The organism is Bacteroides sp. MSB163, assembly GCF_036416795.1.
Lineage (GTDB): Bacteria > Bacteroidota > Bacteroidia > Bacteroidales > Bacteroidaceae > Bacteroides > Bacteroides maternus.
This window is the reverse complement of the sequence record NZ_CP143867.1, coordinates 5,651,055-5,669,544: the sequence shown is the minus strand read 5'-3', so window position 1 is coordinate 5,669,544 and position 18,490 is coordinate 5,651,055. Positions and strand designations below refer to the sequence as shown.

The window sequence follows — 18,490 nt, the reverse complement described above, 5'->3', positions numbered from 1 at the left end:
TGTCGCTTCTAAGATTTAACAAATATACAAAAAACAATGTTCACTAATTCTAGTGTCGGGGTTGTCTTTTGGAACAAGGTGTTTTCTTCTGACACTGTTTCGGGATACAAATGTAGCCACTTTTTGGTAACTATGCACTCACTTCTTTTAGGTATTTTCATTAAAAAGACTAAAATGGAATCTTTTTGTACAAAAACATCACCTGTTCGAGGGAGGGATGGGTACACTGACCGGTTTCATCAACAGATAATCTTAATTGATATAAAATGTAGTGGTTACTGTATTTCCTGCTTCGTCTACCGCTGTTAGTGAATGTTTTCCGGGCGTGGGTTGTAGTGAGATCTTATGAAAGTCTTGTGTCTGGGTAAGATAAGTGTTATCAAGGTGCCAGAAAATGGTGGTACTCGGATTGCCGTGGGCCAGTTCGGCGGTTAGAAAGCCCGGACTTCCATCCATTTGTTTAGGTAACACAATACGGGCATTCATAGGTGGATAGATGAATTGCATGGGTTGCAATGCATCCTCTCCGCAGCCCGGTTTGAAGGGAGGGAGCGGATTGTATTCCGGATGATGCTGTTTGTAATACCATTCCCATACAGGTGGCAAAGTGAACCAGGACTTCTGGATAGTTGGTTCCAAATTTGCGCAATTCTCGTAGATACGGTGAGTTTCATCGGCTGAAAGGGTGATAAGGTGATGATAAGGGCAAGCTTCTGTCTTTAGTCCGGCAGGAAGAATCAGTAAAGTATCTGTTTCTTCGCAAAACCTACCCTTCAAGTGTCCGGATTTCCGGCATATCTCAGCCTTGACAAAGACATCTCCCGGACGCCTGAACCACCGTGTCGGAGGTAGCAGACCAAATACATCAAACAAAACCGGACCGGCTGTCCGTGCTCCTACAAGACCAGGTTTACCTTCTCCTGTAGCATTTCCTACCCATACACCTACGGTATAGTGAGGAGTGACTCCTACGGCCCAGGCATCGCGGAATCCGTGGCTTGTTCCGGTCTTCCAGGCAATGGGGTGCATGGAGGGGATTGATTTCCAGTCTATTTCTTCGGGACGATTCACCTCGGTTAACGCATTGAAGGTTTGCCATACGGCTCCCGGTTGGAAAGTATCCGTCGATTTTCCCGAAGCGAAGACTTCTGGTTCTCCTGATCCTTCAGCGTCCGCAAGCAGCAAACTACATTCTGTTTGTGGAAGCTGCAATAAACTCCGCCCCATGTAAGCATACGCATTTGTCACATCCCACAGGGTAGCCTCCGCACCGCCCAGAATGAGTGATAAACCATAATGAGAAGCCGGGCGATTGATAGTTTTTAAGCCTATTTGCCTCAGGAAAGTATGAAACTTGGGAACACCATATCTTTGTAGCATCGTCACTGCCGGGATATTCAATGAACGTGCGAGCGCTTCCGAAGCAGGAACGGCACCTTCGAATTGCAAACTGAAGTTTTGAGGTGTAAAGCCATTAATATTAACTGGTATATCGGGCAGTAGCGTATGAGGCAACAGACTGCCTTCCTGCAACATGGCGTAATATAAAAATGGTTTCAGAATACTTCCCGTGCTTCTGGGTGCCTGAATAACGTCTACCTGGTTACCAGCTTGCTTCCGTTCGAAATTGACATTGCCGCAATAAGCCACAACCTGATTGGTTCGGATATCAATCACCAGAATTGCCAGATTGCGTATATCACTCCGGTTAAATTCATTGCTCCAACGTTCGGCTGCGTTCTCTATCTGGGTTTGAATACCCTTGTCGATGGTTGATACGGAATATTTCCCGTTTCGTTCCTGATAGAAGCGACTGACCAAATGGGGAGCGGTTTGGGGGAGTGGATGAGGCTCGTCGGGGAGTGGTTCGCTGATAGCCAGTTCGTAAGTGGAGTTATCTATAATCTTTCGTGCATATAATTGTTTTAGCAGACGGTTTCTTTTATTAAGTAATAATTGCCGTGATTTGGAGAGATGAATCATGGCGGGTGCGTTTGGAAGTACTGCCAGCATGGCTGCTTCTGCCCAGGACAGTTCTTCAGCGGGGTGTCCGAAATATCGCCAGGCAGCGGCATCGAGCCCTACTACGTTTCCTCCGAAAGGAGCGTGTGAAATGTACATGGACAGGATTTTCTCTTTTGAAGCGCGAAACTCAAGTCGGGTGGCCAGGATCATTTCTATGAACTTTTCTCCAAAGGTACGCGACTCGTTTCTTGCCAGACGGATCGTTTGCATGGTGAGGGTACTTCCTCCACTTACAATGCGCTTATTCTTTAGGTTTTGGTAGGCGGCTCTACCAATGGAGACAGGATTGACTCCCCAATGGTGATAAAAGTGCCTGTCTTCGAAAGTGATGAGGCATTGCTTTATTTTCTCCGGAGTAGTGGTCCGGGGTGGAAAGCGCCATTGGCCGTCGGATGCAATGCGTGCGCCCAGTAATTCACCGTTCCGGTCAGTGACGACGGTGGAGTAGGGCACATGGAAAAGTTGCCGGGGGAGGCAAAAGATATAGGCTATCACCAGAATTGTAATAAGTATGAGTATTACTTTTCTGGTGATAGACAGTTGTTTGAAGTACTTTATAATCTTAGTCCCCATGAAATGAACTTAACGGCTGACAGTCGTTCTTCCCGCCTTGGTCCGTGCCTGTGCCGAACCGTCATACATGGCTTCGCACTGGATAGCCGGCAGAATGAAATTACCTGCATATGTAGCTTGCAGTCTTATGGTGAACTTTTTCAGTTCGCTGCGACGCAAGTCGAAGTAAGTCAGCACGCGGTCGTCACGAATATCCTGGTAAGTATACTCACGGGTAAGCGTCGCTTCCGGAGTCATCAACCGGTCATTGTAAATTTCCCAACCTGACGGCAGGATATGTGTCAATGCTAAATTGCTGTAAGCAGTGCTTCCACTGATATTACCTACAGTGATGACTGCCATAAAGTCTGTTCCTTGCTTGATATCATCTATAGATATCGTCGCTCCGTTCATATCCGTATATTTTACGTCCAGGCGGAGGTTATTGGATATTGCGGGTAACGTATCATTAAGTAATTGCGTGCGTGTAATGAGGTCCACACTTAATGCGCCTTTACCTTCATTCTTTACTATAATATTACCCGAAACCGGTGAAGTGGACAGCTCCTTTGCAAATACAGCCTTGGCTGATTTCACTACGGGTTGCTGCTTTCCGTTCCAGGTCCAGGTGAAATCCAAAGTACCTGAAAGCTTCTCAGCCAGGCGTCCCATCGCCATCAGAGAGAAAGCAGTGGATTGTGTGCTGAACCAATTCTCTTCGGCCAAATTCTTGGATACCTTTTTCGCCTGTTGCAATGCCGCCTGGTCGCGGTTCATCAGGAGTAAAGTTTCCAATATCATAGCTTCGTCACGATCATACGAACCATAGATGTAGTTCTGTGAGGAATAAGGGGCAACGGTGGTTTCTGCCTTAAATACCAGTTCTTCAGCCGGTTTCATCTTACCTGTCAGGGCATAAGCGGCTGCCAGTCTCCATTTGGCTTGCAGAGGCAGGTTAGCTTGTTCTTTCATCCGGTTCATGGCACCCAGTTCAGGTGCACCGGCTAATGCCAGTGTGTACAATCTGTATGCTTGTTGCACTCCCGTTTGCCAGTAACCCCAACTGTCATCCTGATCCGGCATCCGCCAGTTCTGGGCAGCAGCACGTTGGAAGCGTTTCCACTTATTCAGTACATTCGAATTGACAGCGTAGCCTTTCTCCTGCGCCAATACAAGGAACATGCCCGCATAAGAAGTAATCCACTCATCAGCACTGGCATTTCCCGGCCAGTAAACAAAACCGCCGTTCGGAAGCTGGCGTGCGTAGAGTTGCCGTATCGCTTCCTGTACGTTGGCCTTAATCTTTTGAGCTTCTTCCTCATCCACTGCTTTAAACTGGCTGACGAACAATAGCGGCAGAGCTTTGGAAGTCAGTTGTTCCGTGCAATGATGCTGATAATTATACAGGTAGTCGAACCTGCGGCTGATATCTACCGAAGGAATACGTGAGACTTCCAGCAGCATACGGGTATTTGCCGGAGAAGCACCATTCAATGCATAAGGAAGTGTTACACTTTCTCCTTTTTCCACCCATTGGCTGTTGCGGAAGGTCACTGCCGGATTCGGATTCCGGACTTCGATTTCAATGGTCTCTTTCGCCTGCTGACTGCCACCGCTGGCAGTGATATGTATCGTTGCTTTTCCTGTTTTATTTCCGGTCTTTATTTTAAAGTAAACGAGTTGGTCACCCGGTTGACTGAAAGTAATGGATTGTTTATTGGGATCGAGCACTTGTACACCTCCACCTGAAGCCTGGATGGATACCGATACATTCTTCACTTCCTTCTCCATGGCAAAGACATTTACCGGAACAGTAATCTCTTCTTGTGTGCTCAGCACACGGGGCAGTGTTGACAACAACATCAATGGTGTCCGCACGAAAGAAGTCTTTTCCGCTTTTCCATAAGCTCCGTCTTGCCCCGCTACCACCATCGTACGTACAGAACCTACGTACATCGGTAGTTTCAGCGTGTGCGTCTTCTGTTTTCCTTTATCCAGATAGAACGGACCGATAAATTTCACTACCGGCTTGAAGCGGTTCGCTTTTGCATCGGCCGGTTTCAATGTCTCGTCGCCACCCGTACTGAACAATGAGCTGTAGCGTCCGGCAGATGCTCCGAGTACATCGTCATACATATCCCAGGTGCGGATGCCCAATGCTTCGCGTGCATAGAATTCATTCCACGGATCGGGAGTCTTGAAATTAGTCAGGTCGAGTAATCCGTCGTCTACAATGGCCAATGTGTATGTCATCTGCTTGCCGTTCTTTTCGCTGACGGTAACGGTGAAGTCCGTTTCCGGCCGCAACACTTCCGGCATTTTAATTTGCGGTTGCAGTATAGTTTGTTTATTAGTCACCAATACCGGAACCACACCGTACATACGTATCGGCAAATCGTTCACCGTTTGTGCATGAGGTTGCAACAGGCTGATGTGCAGGTAAACGTTCGGAGCCATTTCCGGAGTCACTTTGAAAGAATATTTTGTGTCTCCGTTGTTGGAAACTTCAATCCATTCACGTTGTAGAACGGTTGAACCGTTTTCCAGGGCCACCAGTGCACGTCCTCCCGCAGCGGCAGGAATGATGGCTGTTGCCGTTTCACCTATTTCATACGAGTCTTTATCCAGAGAGAAAGCGAGCATTTTAATGCCGCTGGGGTCCGTCTTGCTTGAACGTCCGCGCCAATCCGGCCAGTCTATATAAACAGTTCCGCCGGTGGCATGCCCACTTTCCTTATCCTTTACATAAACCAGGTAACGTCCCCAGTCCGGATAGTTTACCCGGAATTTAAAGGTTGCCTTTCCGCCTGTAGTCTGTATATTACCACTGGCTACGGGAGTGATGGAACTACTGTTGACATAAGTTCCGAATGATTCGTCCCGGTTCTCCCACCACCAGCTCCAGGAGATACGGTAAATCTTATATTCCAAATTGGAGCGGTTCACTAATTGTCCTTCCGCATTTACGGTGACAATATCGAATACATGATCCTGGTCGGTCTCGATGTATTTTCCTTTCGGCTGGTTCAGATTAATACCTACATAAGATGAGAATGGAGAGAATGGAATGCTTTGCGTGTAAATACTGGCGTCTCCTCCCGGTTCGAATACACGGCTGGTTAAGATTGCATTCAGCATTCCCGGGGCATTGGTGGCAGCCGGAAGTTTCAACATAAAGTTAGTTTTTCCTTCCGCATCCAGCATTCCGTCGAATACATCATTTTTTACAGTTGTAAATTCGGTAGCCGGATTATTGAATATGTATTGCCCGTAGTTCTTGAATTGCGTATTTACTTTTGACAGGGACATTTCCACTTTGGTTTTCAACCGTGAAGCGGTGGCGCCTGTCAGCCATGTGGAAGTAAGCATTACCGGCATTTCTTTGGTAGAAGCCTGGATTACTTTCTCCGGTAGTTTCAGATTAATTTTCAGGAGGTTTGGTTTCACAGTTTCTATGCGAAGGCTTTTGTGGAAAGCGGTTCCACCTACTTTGACGTAAGCGTTCCATAATCCCGTTGGGTCTTCCGGACGTGTCGGCAGGTCAAATGTGTAGAAACCATTTACACCTTGCGTGGAAATCATTTTGGTATAGAATTGTCCTCTCGGATTATACAATTCCAATGCTACAGGGTGTTTATCCGGAATTCTTTTTTCACGGTCTTCCATAATAAAGCTTACATGCAGCGTATCTCCCGGTCGCCATACCCCTCTTTCGCCATAGACGAACCCCTTCAATCCTTTCTGAATATCTTTTCCGCCTACATCGAACCGGCTGACAGATTGTTCTTCACCATCTGCCACACGAACATAAGCTTTCTGTTTCTCTACTTCGGCCACCACAATGAAAGGAACACCTTTCGGAGTGATTTCTGTAAATCCTTCACTATTGGTTTCACCGGTTCCGATGGCTTGCAACTGGAAGTTGTAAACAGTCACTTTCGCTTTCTCCATCGGTTTGGTATCCAAGATGTTGCTTACGGCAATCCACAGCTTGTTCAGTGAATTCCGTTTTACAATCATTCCTACATTGGAGGCAAATACGTTGCACGATGCTGCCCGGTCAGAGTCCATATAGTAGGAGGCATGGCAAGGATTATTGCGTTCCCGCCAGTTATACTGGCTCCAGTCCATCTTTACATTACCATTGTAGTAGAAATAAGTTTCCGGTGTATCCCATTCAGCTTCATTTTCTTCGAAAGTACTACTTCCGCTGACTTTCGTCAATCCCTCTGAAGCAGTATTGTCTGTAAAGCTCATCTCTTGTTTTTCTGTTCCGCTGCAAGGATAGGCTGAGTATTCTTGCCGGAAAGAAAGTATGACACGGTAGATAGCACCCGGTTCTTGCCGAATCAGTTCGGCAAGGTCTATCGAATAATCTTCCCATCGGTGCACGTCTTTTGTACTGTCCTTGCTCAGCCACAATGTGTTCTGATAAACCAATCGTCCGGAACGGCGCAGTTCACTGGCGGATGAGAGCGTATTGGTCTGCATGAACATCAGTACATTGTTTTCAAAAATACGGATTACACTTAAATCTACCGCATAGAGATTGACTGCCCGGAAAGGGATGATCAAACTTTTGGAGTCGGGCAGGATAGCGGCTGATGTAGACATGCTCACTTGTGGTTTCAGATTCAGTTCGCTGAATGCGATGGAGTGTGATGTTCCGAGCGATTTATCCCGGTTGTTTTTCACTCCTTCGTGTATATTCAAAGTCAGTTTGCTCAGTTGGTTGGCTTCAAAGTAAACATATACTTTATTATTCTCCACTTGAAATATGGAAGATGATACTTCGGGGATTTCAATCAATCCGTTCAGGTCTTGTGTAGTAGAAACAGGATCGGAGAATACTATTTCAATTCCATTCTCCGGTTCGTCAATGCGTTTGGCAGAGAGGAAACGGAAATTATTCTTGGCAGGGATCAGTACGTTTTCTGTCTGTTTACGGTCGATTCCTGCAGGACTGCCGTTGGCGGTGATTTCCAGCTGGTAGTCTTCCGCTGCGCGAATGACACCGGCTATTTCAAACTGATAACGCGTCGGATGATCTGTCGAAGTGATACTGACCGGATAGCTTTGCCCGTTTCCGCCTTTGGCAGAGAGCATTTTCTCAACTGCTTCTTTGGGAGTGGCATCACTGAAACGTACTTCACCTTTCAATGTCACCAAGTCGCCATGGCTATCTATGTCGATGGTTGTCAGTGGTTCGATATACAGTGTGAAATTGGGTTCCTGTACTCTGAAAGAGAATTTGAATTCTTGCAGGCGACTGTCCACTTCTACAAACCTGCCTAATTGGAACGTACCTTCATAGAATTCTCCCGGCTTTAAAGTTCCTGGTTCAGGAACGAATTCAATTGTATTGTTGCTGATCCAATACGCTTTACCTTTCAGGGACGGGGAGAAGCTAAACGGATTTTCTTTCAGTTCATTGTTCAAATCTACCATAGGCTGATCTTGCGTCAGTTCTATACGTATGTTCGAAGTTTGCGAGATAACTCCTCCCGTATATGCATTCACAAAAGGTGCATACTCGGCAGAAGGAATAATATCCTTTTTGCTGTTTGCGCAAGAGGAAAAAACTAAGATGGTCAATAACAGAAAGAATAACCTGTCAGCTATGCGGTGTTTAGCTTTCATTCGTTCCATAGTGCTTTAATTGTTAATTATTAATTCTTAATTAGGAAACATTCAGCGTCTTTCCATGCGGGGAATTTTTGTCTGAAATCTCTCAGGACAGAGAGGTCGAGAGTTGCGGTGGCGGTTCCTTCTTCATGGTCGGGTACGCTGGCAAGCAAATCGCCCTTTGGTGAATAAATGACGCTGCCGCCATTATATAGCATTTGATTTCCATCCGTACCGATACGGTTGACACCGCAAACATAACTGATATTTTCGAGTGCACGGGCTTGTAACAGAATGTCCCATACCCGGCGGCGGGGAACAGGCCAGTTGGCAACGTATATCAGAAGATCATATTCATTATTTACGTTCCGGCTCCATACCGGGAAGCGAAGGTCGTAGCAGACTAACAACAGTATATTCCACCCCCGGTAAGAGATAACAAGCCGCTGGTTACCGGCTGTAAAATGCTCCGTTTCCTGGCCCATACGAAAGAGATGTCGTTTATCGTAGTAATAAGCTTCTCCTTCGGGAGTCAGGAAAAAAGCACGGTTATAATAAGGCTTATCAGGACTGGGAACAGCATTTTTATTTGCATCGGCTTCTTCATCACAAGCTATATAACTACCTGTAATGGCGAATTGGAATTCTACCGCCCATTGACGCAGGAGGGTAATGGTTTCACCCGATACCGGCTCAGCCAGTCTTCGGCTATCCATACTGAAACCGGTAGAGAAGGTTTCGGGTAAGACAACAATCTCCGCTTCTCCGCGAAGCTTTATCAGCTTTTCCCGGAGCAAGCGGAGATTTTCTTGTTTATCTTCCCAAACGATGTCTGTCTGTAATAGAGTTACACGCATAATACTTAGTTAAGAAAATGATTATCGGTTTTATACGTTCAATTGTCAGTCAGAAGCGTATCCGGTTCGTGTCTGCTCCGTAGCATCTCCGTATCAACTCCGTATCTAAGAGTACGGAGATGCTACGGACCGGATACGGAGATACTACGGAGCAGACACGGAGTTGATACGGAGAAACTACAAGGAAGATACGGGATTAAGAACTTTAAATGTTTCCTAAAGCAAAGTTCTTCGGGTTCTTCCCTTTGAAATCCTTATAATAGAGCTTTACCTCGCGCATATCCTTTTCGATATCTCCCGATGGCATGATCGCCTTTGTCGCAGAAATCGTTTTAGTGGTATAATCGATACCTATCATTACAATAGGTACCTGCGCTTTCAATGCAATAAAATAAAATCCTTTCTTCCAATTAGGATTCGCTTTACGGGTTCCTTCCGGTGTAATGGCGAGTTGGAATTTCTTGCTTTTGGCGAATCTTTCCGCCATCTGGTCTACCAACGATGTTTTGCGTCCCCGGTCCACCGGTATGCCACCCACGGCTTTGAATATTAATCCCAGCGGAAAGAAGAACCATTCTTTTTTCATCATGAAGCAGGTTTTCCGTCCGATAGCTCCGTAAAATAGTTTGCCGATAAATAAATCCCAATTAGATGTATGAGGTGCTGCAGTTATCACGCATTTATCATAATCCGGCACAGTTACGTTTGTCTTCCATCCCAAAATGCGATAGTAGATAAAGCTGTATATTGCTTTTTTCATTCCCGGTGCTTACTTCAGGTTGCCGATAGCGTCAATAATTGCGTCTACTTCTTTATTAAAGTCTTCGCGGAATTTCTTGTAGAAACCTTTTACATTTCCAGGTTCGGTATGGCTGATTCGGCTGATAAATTCATCTTGCACACTCAGGATTCTGCCCATCAGCTCGTCGGCTTTAGTTTTATCGGTTCCGGGTACGTATAAGCTGTTTACCAAACACTCCATGAACAGTTCACCTGCGATATAATTGACGTTTTTCTTAAGTTCTCTTCTACTTGCCATAATCTTTACGTTTTAAGTGAATAAATTGAAATATTTCCGGTAAAGATAAGTACTTTCCACGGTATAAACCAACATTTCATATTTTTTTTGATGTGCGCTTCCTTTCATAATTCAGAAAAAAACACGAAATTTGCGACGCTTTTGAACGAAACTTTACTAACACCTTTAAATAATTAGATAAAATGACAAAAAGTGCATTGCAAATTGCAAGGGCTGCTTATCAGCCCAAACTTCCGAAAGCGCTGAAGGGTGCCGTTAAGGCGGTAGCTGGAGTAGCTACTCAATCTGTAGCCGATCAGGAAGCTATCCAAAAATTGTTCCCTAACACGTACGGAATGCCTTTGATCAAGTTTGAGGCTACTGACGAAGTGGTTAACTTCCCCGCTATGAATGTGGGGGTTATCCTTTCCGGTGGTCAGGCTCCCGGTGGTCACAATGTGATTTCCGGTATCTTCGACGGTATCAAGAGTTTGAATAAAGACAGTAAGTTATATGGTTTCATTCTTGGCCCCGGCGGTTTGGTTGACCATAACTATATGGAACTGACTTCAGATATCATTGACGAATACCGTAACACGGGTGGTTTCGATATCATCGGTTCAGGTCGTACTAAATTGGAGAAAGAAGATCAGTTTGAAAAAGGTCTGGAAATCCTGAAGCAACTTGATATCAAAGCATTGGTTATCATCGGTGGTGACGACTCTAATACAAATGCTTGCGTACTGGCTGAGTACTATGCAGCTAAGAAGTGCGGCGTACAGGTAATCGGTTGTCCGAAGACTATCGACGGTGACTTGAAGAACGAAATGATTGAAACTTCTTTCGGTTTCGACACAGCTTGCAAGGTTTACTCTGAAGTTATCGGTAACATTCAACGTGACTGTAACTCAGCTCGTAAATACTGGCACTTCATCAAGTTGATGGGACGTTCTGCTTCTCACATTGCACTGGAATGTGCTTTGCAGGTACAACCTAACGTTTGTATCGTATCAGAAGAAGTTGAAGCTAATGATATGTCTCTGGACGATGTAGTAACTTACATTGCACAGGTAGTAGCCAACCGCGCTGCTCAAGGCAACAACTTCGGTACGGTTTTGATCCCTGAAGGTCTTATCGAGTTTATCCCGGCTATGAAACGTCTGATCGCTGAGTTGAACGACTTCCTTGCTGCAAATGCTGAAGAATTCTCTCAGATCAAGAAGTCACACCAACGTGATTATATCATCCGCAAACTCTCTCCGGAAAATGCTGCTATCTATGCCAGCCTGCCTGAAGGTGTTGCACGTCAGTTAACGCTGGACCGCGATCCGCACGGAAACGTACAGGTATCTTTGATTGAAACGGAAAAACTGTTGTCGGAAATGGTAGCTACCAAGCTCGCTGCATGGAAAGAAGAAGGTAAGTTCGTAGGTAAGTTCGCTTCCCAACATCACTTCTTCGGTTACGAAGGCCGTTGCGCAGCTCCGTCTAACTACGATGCTGACTATTGCTATTCACTGGGTTATACAGCTGCTTCTCTGATTGCTAACGGCAAGACAGGCTATATGTCTTCTGTACGCAATACTACGGCTCCTGCTGACCAATGGATTGCAGGTGGTGTGCCCATCACGATGATGATGAACATGGAACGCCGTCACGGTGAAATGAAACCGGTAATCCAGAAAGCTCTGGTGAAACTGGATGGTGCTCCGTTCAAGGCATTTGCTGCTCAGCGGGAACAGTGGGCTATCAATACAGACTATGTATATCCGGGACCGATCCAGTACTTCGGACCTACAGAAGTTTGTGACCAGCCGACGAAGACTTTGCAGTTAGAGCAAGCTAAGTAAATCGGCAAGTTGACGAAGAGTTAATAAAAAGAACGCAAATTATGCGAATTACACAAATTTGAATAAACTATTTGCGTAATTTGTGTAATTTGCGTTCTGTTTTGAATATTACATGGCAACTAAAAGAAAATCTGCTGCACGTCGCGGTAAAAAGAAAAGCGAAGCGCGTATCATGTCTGCATGGTTACGTACAATACTTGCTGTTTGTATCATTGCCGTATTTTCTGCCGGGTTTTATTGGTTTTTCATTCGTCCGTATGCCTATCGTTGGAAACCCTGTTATGGTCAGAAAGGATATGGGGTCTGTATGCCCTGCGACTATGAAGTGCATGGCATTGATATCTCTCATTATCAAGGCAGTATTGACTGGGTGCAACTGACAACTAACAAAACAACCAAATTTCCTATCCATTTTGTCTTTATGAAAGCTACCGAAGGTGGTGATCATGCTGACGATACTTTCCCGTTTAATTTTGATCAGGCGCATCGTTATGGGTTCATTCGTGGTGCTTATCATTTTTTCTCTCCTAAAACAGATCCGCTAAAACAGGCCGATTTTTTTATTCGTACGGTCCAGCTTATTCCAGGAGATCTGCCACCTGTGCTTGATGTCGAAACTATTGGTAAAAGCACGGCCCATGACTTAAAGATTGCTGTCAAAACCTGGCTCGACCGTATAGAATCGCATTATGGTGTGAAGCCGATTCTTTATACATCTTATAAATTCAAGAACCGCTATCTTAGTGATTCGGTATTCAATACTTACCCCTACTGGATTGCCCACTATTACGTAGACTCTGTCAAATATGAAGGCCCATGGCACTTCTGGCAACATACTGATGTGGGCAATGTTCCCGGTATCAGGGAAGAGGTCGATTTGAATGTGTTCAACGGATCTTTGGAACAATTGCGGGCGCTTACTCTACAGAGATAGTTTCGCATAATAAGCTGTTGCTTTTAATATGTATTTCAAATCATTTATGGTTTGCATAAACTTTTTGTAATAAGCGTGCTCCGAGTATTGATCTATAATGTCCTCTTTCGTAGTAGTTATGAATATCGTTCGTATATTCATTGATACCACTGAAATCGAATACATTTTCATAGCCAAAAATGTCTTTCAATATTTCCACATCTGCCGGATTTATGCTGATCTGGTTATAGTCGGGACTGATGATGATTTTAACTGAGGTGTTATGTTTCCGGCAGATTTGATCTATTTCTTTTAGTAATCCGGTCTGTGTTTCCCATAGGAATTGCTCACCTTCCCGGTATTCACCATTTCTGTAATTACAGTCTCTGACTTTCACAAACTCTTTTTTGTGGTTTTCCCAATATGCTTCTCCTTCATCCCGGATCATCCTCTCTCTGGGATTGATTGCATCATTTGTTACTGCATCTCTGATTGCGCCATAAGGGTTTATCACTCCTTGCATATAGGGACGATATTGATGAAATATTTTATAATCGAGATAAGGAAACAGGAAATTAGGGAAGAAGAAGGCCTGACAGAATTTCTCCTGGAAACTAAAGTTGCTGATTCCTGAGATAGCTGGAGGCAACACATGGTTATGATTGCTTGAAAGCTGGTCTTTACCCAATGACTCTTTATCCAGAATCAGGAGCAGATTCTTTATCTCTGCACCATTTCTTTCCAGAGCCTGCAACTTCTTACTGATGGTGGCTATGCTTTCTGCATTTCCGAACAGACGTACCGCCCTGCCACCATCCAGGTATTTTTCCCATTCATGACATTGATAGGCCATGGTGCAGGAATTGCCCATGATAAAAGAATCAAATGCAATGGAATCCCGGTTGTTCATATACATTTGCCAACTGATATAGCCTTCATTCAACATGACGGATGAGTTATCATAACGGTTATAATGCCTTAAAACCATAAAAGGATCATTGAGGAAATACACCACTAGTAAGGCTATAAATGGCGTCAGGAGTATAGATAGTTTCATCGTGAAGCGCATAGCTGCACTTCGCTCACTGTTTTTCTTCATTCTGCTATCTTTGTTTTTAGATTAAAATTGCAAATAAATAAAACTGTCGGAATTGAACTGTCCCAAGGTAAAGAACATAATGGCCAGCAGATAATAAATGCCCCATCTGACAAGCATGGGTTGTTTTTCCAACGCTTCTAACAGATCTCGTTTCGACATAAAATATTCGTAAACTAAAATCAGTACAAGAGCGCTACCGGCCACAATACAATTATGATCCGGAATTCCGATGCTTACTTCTTTCCAGTTGGCATGGGTGCTGAACGAGATGTTTCTGATGTAATAGAGTGCATCACTCACCGACTCTAAGCGAAAGAAGATCAAAGAAAAGGCGAAAAGCAGATAAGTGCGGAGGATGGACAGGGTTGCAAACATCCTGCACCATGCCAGGCGCCTAATCCTGCAAATGTCAGACTCAGGAATACGCCCCACTGTCCCCAGCGGCGCATGCCCGAAGATAGGGGCAGATATAAGTAATCCCTAACCCAAAATGAAAGAGATATGTGCCATCTTCTCCAGAATTCGGCAGTGGTTTGTGCTATGAATGGGCGGTTGAAGTTAGGGCTGAGTTTGAATCCCAACATACAGGCACCTCCAAGTGCAATATCCGTATAACCGGAAAAGTCACCATACAATTCTACCGGATACAAAAGGCATGCCATGAGTAATTGGATACCGGATGCCGTATGTATAGAGTTAAAAATACCATCTATATAAGGGGAAATATAATCGGCAAGAATCAACTTCTTTATCAGTCCCACTACGATCAGTTTCATTCCGTAGACAATGGATGGATATGCTACCGGTTTACCCGATTTCAATTGTGGAAGCATATCTCTCGCCCGTTCTATAGGTCCTGACAGGAATTTCATGAAAAAGAGCATATATATCATGAAGTCTGCAAGGTTCTCTTCCGGTTCTTCTTCTTTCCAATAGATTTCTGTCAGGTATGAAAGGGCCTGAAAGGTATAAAAGGAGATGCCTAAGGGGAATAGCCAGTGCACGCCTGGCAGGAGGTTGGCATATCGGAATGCCAACCAGCCTGTAATTAGAAAACACAAGCCCGAAATATAGATTCTTTTCGTATCCTTCTCATGTTTTGATTGTCCCACCCATTTTCCGAGAAAAAAAGTTGCCAGTGAAATGAGAAGGGCTATGATTAGGAAAGCTATGTGGTAATAGCCTATGAAAATACAGCTTGACAACAAGAGTATAGCTTTTCTATATTTAGGTGGAAGTGTGTAGTACAAAAGGAAGGTACATACAAACAGCGTGACAAAATTCAAAGATATGAATGACATGTCTTATTTGGTTTTGGTGAGAATGGCATTGCAAATATCTCCTACATTCTTGAATCGGACAATGTCTCTGAAGGTGAAGTGAACATTGAAATCTTTCTCTATTCTGCTTATCAGCAACATATTGGTTAATGAATTCCAACCTTCCACATCCTGGGCGGTGGTTTCACTGGCAAGAACGATGTTGTCTCTCTTCAATATCTCCTGAAAAATCAGGCTCAGTTCATTTAAAATCATCTGCGTATTCATATTAGTTTAGTTTTATATTAGTTCCAGTATTCTTTTTCTATCGGTTTTGCTGCTGGTGTTCAGTGGGAAATGTTCCATACAATGCTTCCCTTCGATGAGGCATTCTTTGGTCTTTTTAGGAGCGTTCCAATAGCCGTTCATCACTTGTCTGCCACTGATCCAGAGTTCTCCGGTTTCGCCTGTGGCGACGGGGCTACCGTTATTATCCATAATTAGAACATCTACTCCTTCGAATGGCTTGCCTATAGCAATCATACCGTTATGATGTTTGCATGAGGTGGTCGGTATCCGGTAGGCTGTGCAATAAATTGTTCCTTCTGTGGGACCATACAGGTTCACAAAAGAGGCGTTGGGAGCACAGGCTCTGAAGGCAGATAGTAATTCAACATCCGATGCTTCGGCGGTAACTATCAGGTATTTGAGTTCAGGAAGTTGTATCTCAGAGAAATAGGGTAATAATAACTGGAGTAGGGAGGGGGCTACGGCAGCAAATGTGAGGTTGTATTTTTCCAGGGTTTCAATGACATTGATATACTTTACGCCTTCCGGAGAGACTGTATATATGCATGCACCTATTGCCAGGGGAAATAAGAAAGAAACGATAGAAACGTCAAAGGTTAGTTCGAACATTTGCAGCATACGGTCGTTCTCGTCCAATTGCCAGTCCAGATGGCTGTATGCGTTATAGAAAGCGTTTAGGTTGTTGCGGGAGATGGGAACTCCTTTCGGCTCTCCCGTACTGCCGGAGGTGAAAATGATATAAGCATTTTCATTCTTTTCCGGATGTATGCCGGAAGAAGACGGAACTATTTCCTGTAACTCCGAAGTGCATATAACATCTACGTGTTCAGTATCCAGGTTCAATACACGGATGTCCTTTGTATATAGAATTAAATGAATATCGGCGAGTTCCGCAATCTTTCTATTCCTGTGTCTGGATAGGCCGGATGTAGAATGACATACGTTTTCCCGCTGATTAATACTGCCAGTATGGAGGCATAAGTCTCCAATTTATCTTCGGCTATAATGCCGATGATTTTATCTTCTCTGTTATTAATCAAAGCGGATATTCTATATACAGTTTCAGACAGCTGACGATAGGTATAGGTGATGTTGTTAATAACAAATGCCTGATGCTCTGTGTACTTCTCAAAAGCCTTTATGATCTCATCGATCATATCTTTTTGATTCTTTTCCATCCTGTTCGTGGTTTTATAGTTTATAGTAAATGTCTAATTCGTTTTCTGTGTAGTAAAGACAGTAGGAATTGATATTCTCCCTATTGAGGAGGGCTTAATGTGTGTTAAAACGGAAGGAAGGCATCGGGAGGTCATTTTTACTCTTTTGATGTAATGGCTATTTCTCTGATTTATAGACAAATAATAGAATGGTTTTGACCTTTTTTATTATAGGTGGAAAATATGAAAAGAGGAATTTCTGAAAAGTATTTAGAGTAATGTTAATGCGTTGATATATAGTTGTATATCATCTTAAATAAGGGGTGTACAAAAAATGTTCGTTTAATGTGCGCAAAGATAATGGGTATTTTTCGAATGTACAAGGTGTTTAATAAAAACATTTCTAATAAATTTTATTTCAGACATTATCTTATTGATAATCAATATATTTATATCAGAGATAAATGGATTTAATATCTTCTCATTTTTATAATTCTTGGTATCCATTTTTTATGCTTAAGATTGCGCACATTAAACGAACGATTAAAAGACACTTCGTCTTCTTTTACCTCTTCGTTAATAGCCTTTTTACATAACTGTTTCACTGCTTTTTGATCGAGATGACGAAACGCTTTGGAATAAGATGAATGCTGAATAAGTTGTTGAAAACAACTGCATTACATAAAATGATCGGTAAGTATTTCACTACACCGGTGTCCCCAAAGAATATTCTGACGTGAACATCACCCCTCGTCTCCACTGGTTTGCAGTACGTGTCACGTACGGCCGTGAACTGGCTCTGAAAGCTTTTCTGGATGAAGAGAAGATAGAGAATTTTATTCCGATGCGTCGCGATTATGTCGTGAAAGATGGCCGTCGCATTTGTAAGTTTGTTCCTGCTGTGCATAATCTTGTTTTCATTCGTTCTACTCGTAAGCGTATCGATGCATTGAAGGATAAAGGCGGTATGAACATCCCTATACGTTACATTATGAATCGCGAAAATCATCTTCCTGTTATCGTTCCGGAAGATCAGATGCGTAGTTTCATTCTTGTTGCTGGTACCTACGAGGAATCGGTTATTTATGTAGAGCCTGCTGAATTGCAACTGGTAAGAGGTCAGAAAGTGCGTGTCAAAGGGGGAGTGTTCGAGGGTGCAGTGGGAGAATTTGTCCGTATCCGTCGCGACCGTCGTGTGGTTGTCAATATTGAAGGTGTCATGGCTGTTGCAACGACTTTTATTCACTCTTCGCTTGTAGAACCGATAACTGACTGATTTCAGTGTCTTAAATCATAAATTCTAAATCATAATTAAATATATGAGTGATCAAGTTTCATCCTTATTTTCCCTGGCTCACAGTCTTCTCACTCTAGGTCAGGATGGCAGTCCGATTTATGTTGATAGTTTCACCCGTCTGAATCGCGATGTTTATGAATCAGCCCTAAACTCGTATGGAAAACATGGCTCAACTCCTGAAGCTGAAGCCGAGCTTTGTTTAGGTCTTTTGGTGGCCTTCAATGCCACAATGTATGATAATGGACATAAACAGGAATATATTCAGAAAGTTTTGGAGCGTAGTATTAACGTTCTTCCACTGATCCCTGCTTCATTGTTGAAAGTTCGTCTGCTGACTTATTGCTATGGTGAGGTTTATGCAGAGGAGTTGGCTAAAGAGGCTCATGCTATTATTGATAGCTGGGGGACTTTCCGACTGACTGCTGAGCAGGAGGAAGCAATAGAGGAACTGAAGAATATTGAAGAAAATCCTTATCCATGGGAAGACGTTGACTTATAAATATAGTATATTGTAATTATTAATTATATA

The 18,490-nt window shown here is 43.7% G+C and carries 11 protein-coding genes and 2 pseudogenes; 4 read left to right on the top strand and 9 right to left on the bottom strand.

Translation table 11 applies throughout. The features are described from left to right. Positions 1 to 252: 252 nt before the first annotated feature. The 5 genes from pbpC to VYM24_RS22335 form a co-directional block, all read right to left on the bottom strand. A complete protein-coding gene (pbpC, locus tag VYM24_RS22355) occupies positions 253 to 2,598 on the bottom strand; it encodes a penicillin-binding protein 1C (RefSeq protein ID WP_330940975.1) in 2,346 nt (781 codons plus the stop codon). A 9-nt stretch (positions 2,599 to 2,607) separates the two neighbouring features. After that, entirely contained in the window at positions 2,608 to 8,217 is a 5,610-nt protein-coding gene (locus tag VYM24_RS22350) for an alpha-2-macroglobulin family protein (protein ID WP_330942284.1), read from the bottom strand. A 29-nt stretch (positions 8,218 to 8,246) separates the two neighbouring features. Continuing rightward, complete coding sequence (locus VYM24_RS22345) at positions 8,247 to 9,059, bottom strand: amidohydrolase (RefSeq protein WP_291548850.1); 813 nt, start codon at positions 9,057 to 9,059, stop codon at positions 8,247 to 8,249. A 205-nt stretch (positions 9,060 to 9,264) separates the two neighbouring features. Next, positions 9,265 to 9,819: a 1-acyl-sn-glycerol-3-phosphate acyltransferase gene (locus VYM24_RS22340; RefSeq protein WP_291548851.1), complete on the bottom strand. Its 555-nt coding sequence runs from the start codon at positions 9,817 to 9,819 to the stop codon at positions 9,265 to 9,267. Positions 9,820 to 9,828: 9 nt separating this feature from the next. Continuing rightward, positions 9,829 to 10,098, bottom strand: a complete 270-nt coding sequence (locus VYM24_RS22335; RefSeq protein WP_007214429.1) for a hypothetical protein — start codon at positions 10,096 to 10,098, stop codon at positions 9,829 to 9,831. A gap of 182 nt (positions 10,099 to 10,280) precedes the next feature. Here VYM24_RS22335 and VYM24_RS22330 point away from each other — a divergent pair, with 182 nt between their 5' ends. After that, positions 10,281 to 11,927: a diphosphate--fructose-6-phosphate 1-phosphotransferase gene (locus VYM24_RS22330; protein ID WP_330940974.1), complete on the top strand. Its 1,647-nt coding sequence runs from the start codon at positions 10,281 to 10,283 to the stop codon at positions 11,925 to 11,927. A 112-nt stretch (positions 11,928 to 12,039) separates the two neighbouring features. Continuing rightward, positions 12,040 to 12,861 (top strand): glycoside hydrolase family 25 protein, encoded by an 822-nt coding sequence (locus VYM24_RS22325; protein WP_330940973.1) that lies wholly within the window; start codon positions 12,040 to 12,042, stop codon positions 12,859 to 12,861. A 40-nt stretch (positions 12,862 to 12,901) separates the two neighbouring features. Here VYM24_RS22325 and VYM24_RS22320 read toward each other — a convergent pair whose 3' ends face one another. From VYM24_RS22320 to VYM24_RS25485, 4 genes and pseudogenes are all read right to left on the bottom strand, one after another. Next, the gene (locus VYM24_RS22320; protein WP_330940972.1) at positions 12,902 to 13,939 is read right to left on the bottom strand and encodes a histidine kinase; all 1,038 of its coding nucleotides are present in this window, start codon (positions 13,937 to 13,939) and stop codon (positions 12,902 to 12,904) included. Positions 13,940 to 13,960: 21 nt separating this feature from the next. After that, positions 13,961 to 15,240, bottom strand: a pseudogene (locus VYM24_RS22315) (MBOAT family O-acyltransferase). Positions 15,241 to 15,243: 3 nt separating this feature from the next. Next, a complete protein-coding gene (locus tag VYM24_RS22310) occupies positions 15,244 to 15,486 on the bottom strand; it encodes an acyl carrier protein (protein WP_007214424.1) in 243 nt (80 codons plus the stop codon). Positions 15,487 to 15,576: 90 nt separating this feature from the next. Continuing rightward, positions 15,577 to 16,685 (bottom strand): annotated as a pseudogene (locus tag VYM24_RS25485) (AMP-binding protein); the annotation flags it as partial. Between the two features lie 715 nt (positions 16,686 to 17,400). On the opposite strand from VYM24_RS25485, the gene VYM24_RS22300 reads away from it, so the two are divergent. Together VYM24_RS22300 and VYM24_RS22295 are read left to right on the top strand one after the other, a co-directional pair. Continuing rightward, the gene (locus tag VYM24_RS22300; RefSeq protein ID WP_330940971.1) at positions 17,401 to 17,940 is read left to right on the top strand and encodes a UpxY family transcription antiterminator; all 540 of its coding nucleotides are present in this window, start codon (positions 17,401 to 17,403) and stop codon (positions 17,938 to 17,940) included. A gap of 43 nt (positions 17,941 to 17,983) precedes the next feature. Next, on the top strand, positions 17,984 to 18,460 hold the full coding sequence (locus VYM24_RS22295; protein WP_291548861.1) for a UpxZ family transcription anti-terminator antagonist: 477 nt from the start codon (positions 17,984 to 17,986) through the stop codon (positions 18,458 to 18,460). The last annotated feature ends 30 nt before the right edge of the window (positions 18,461 to 18,490 follow it).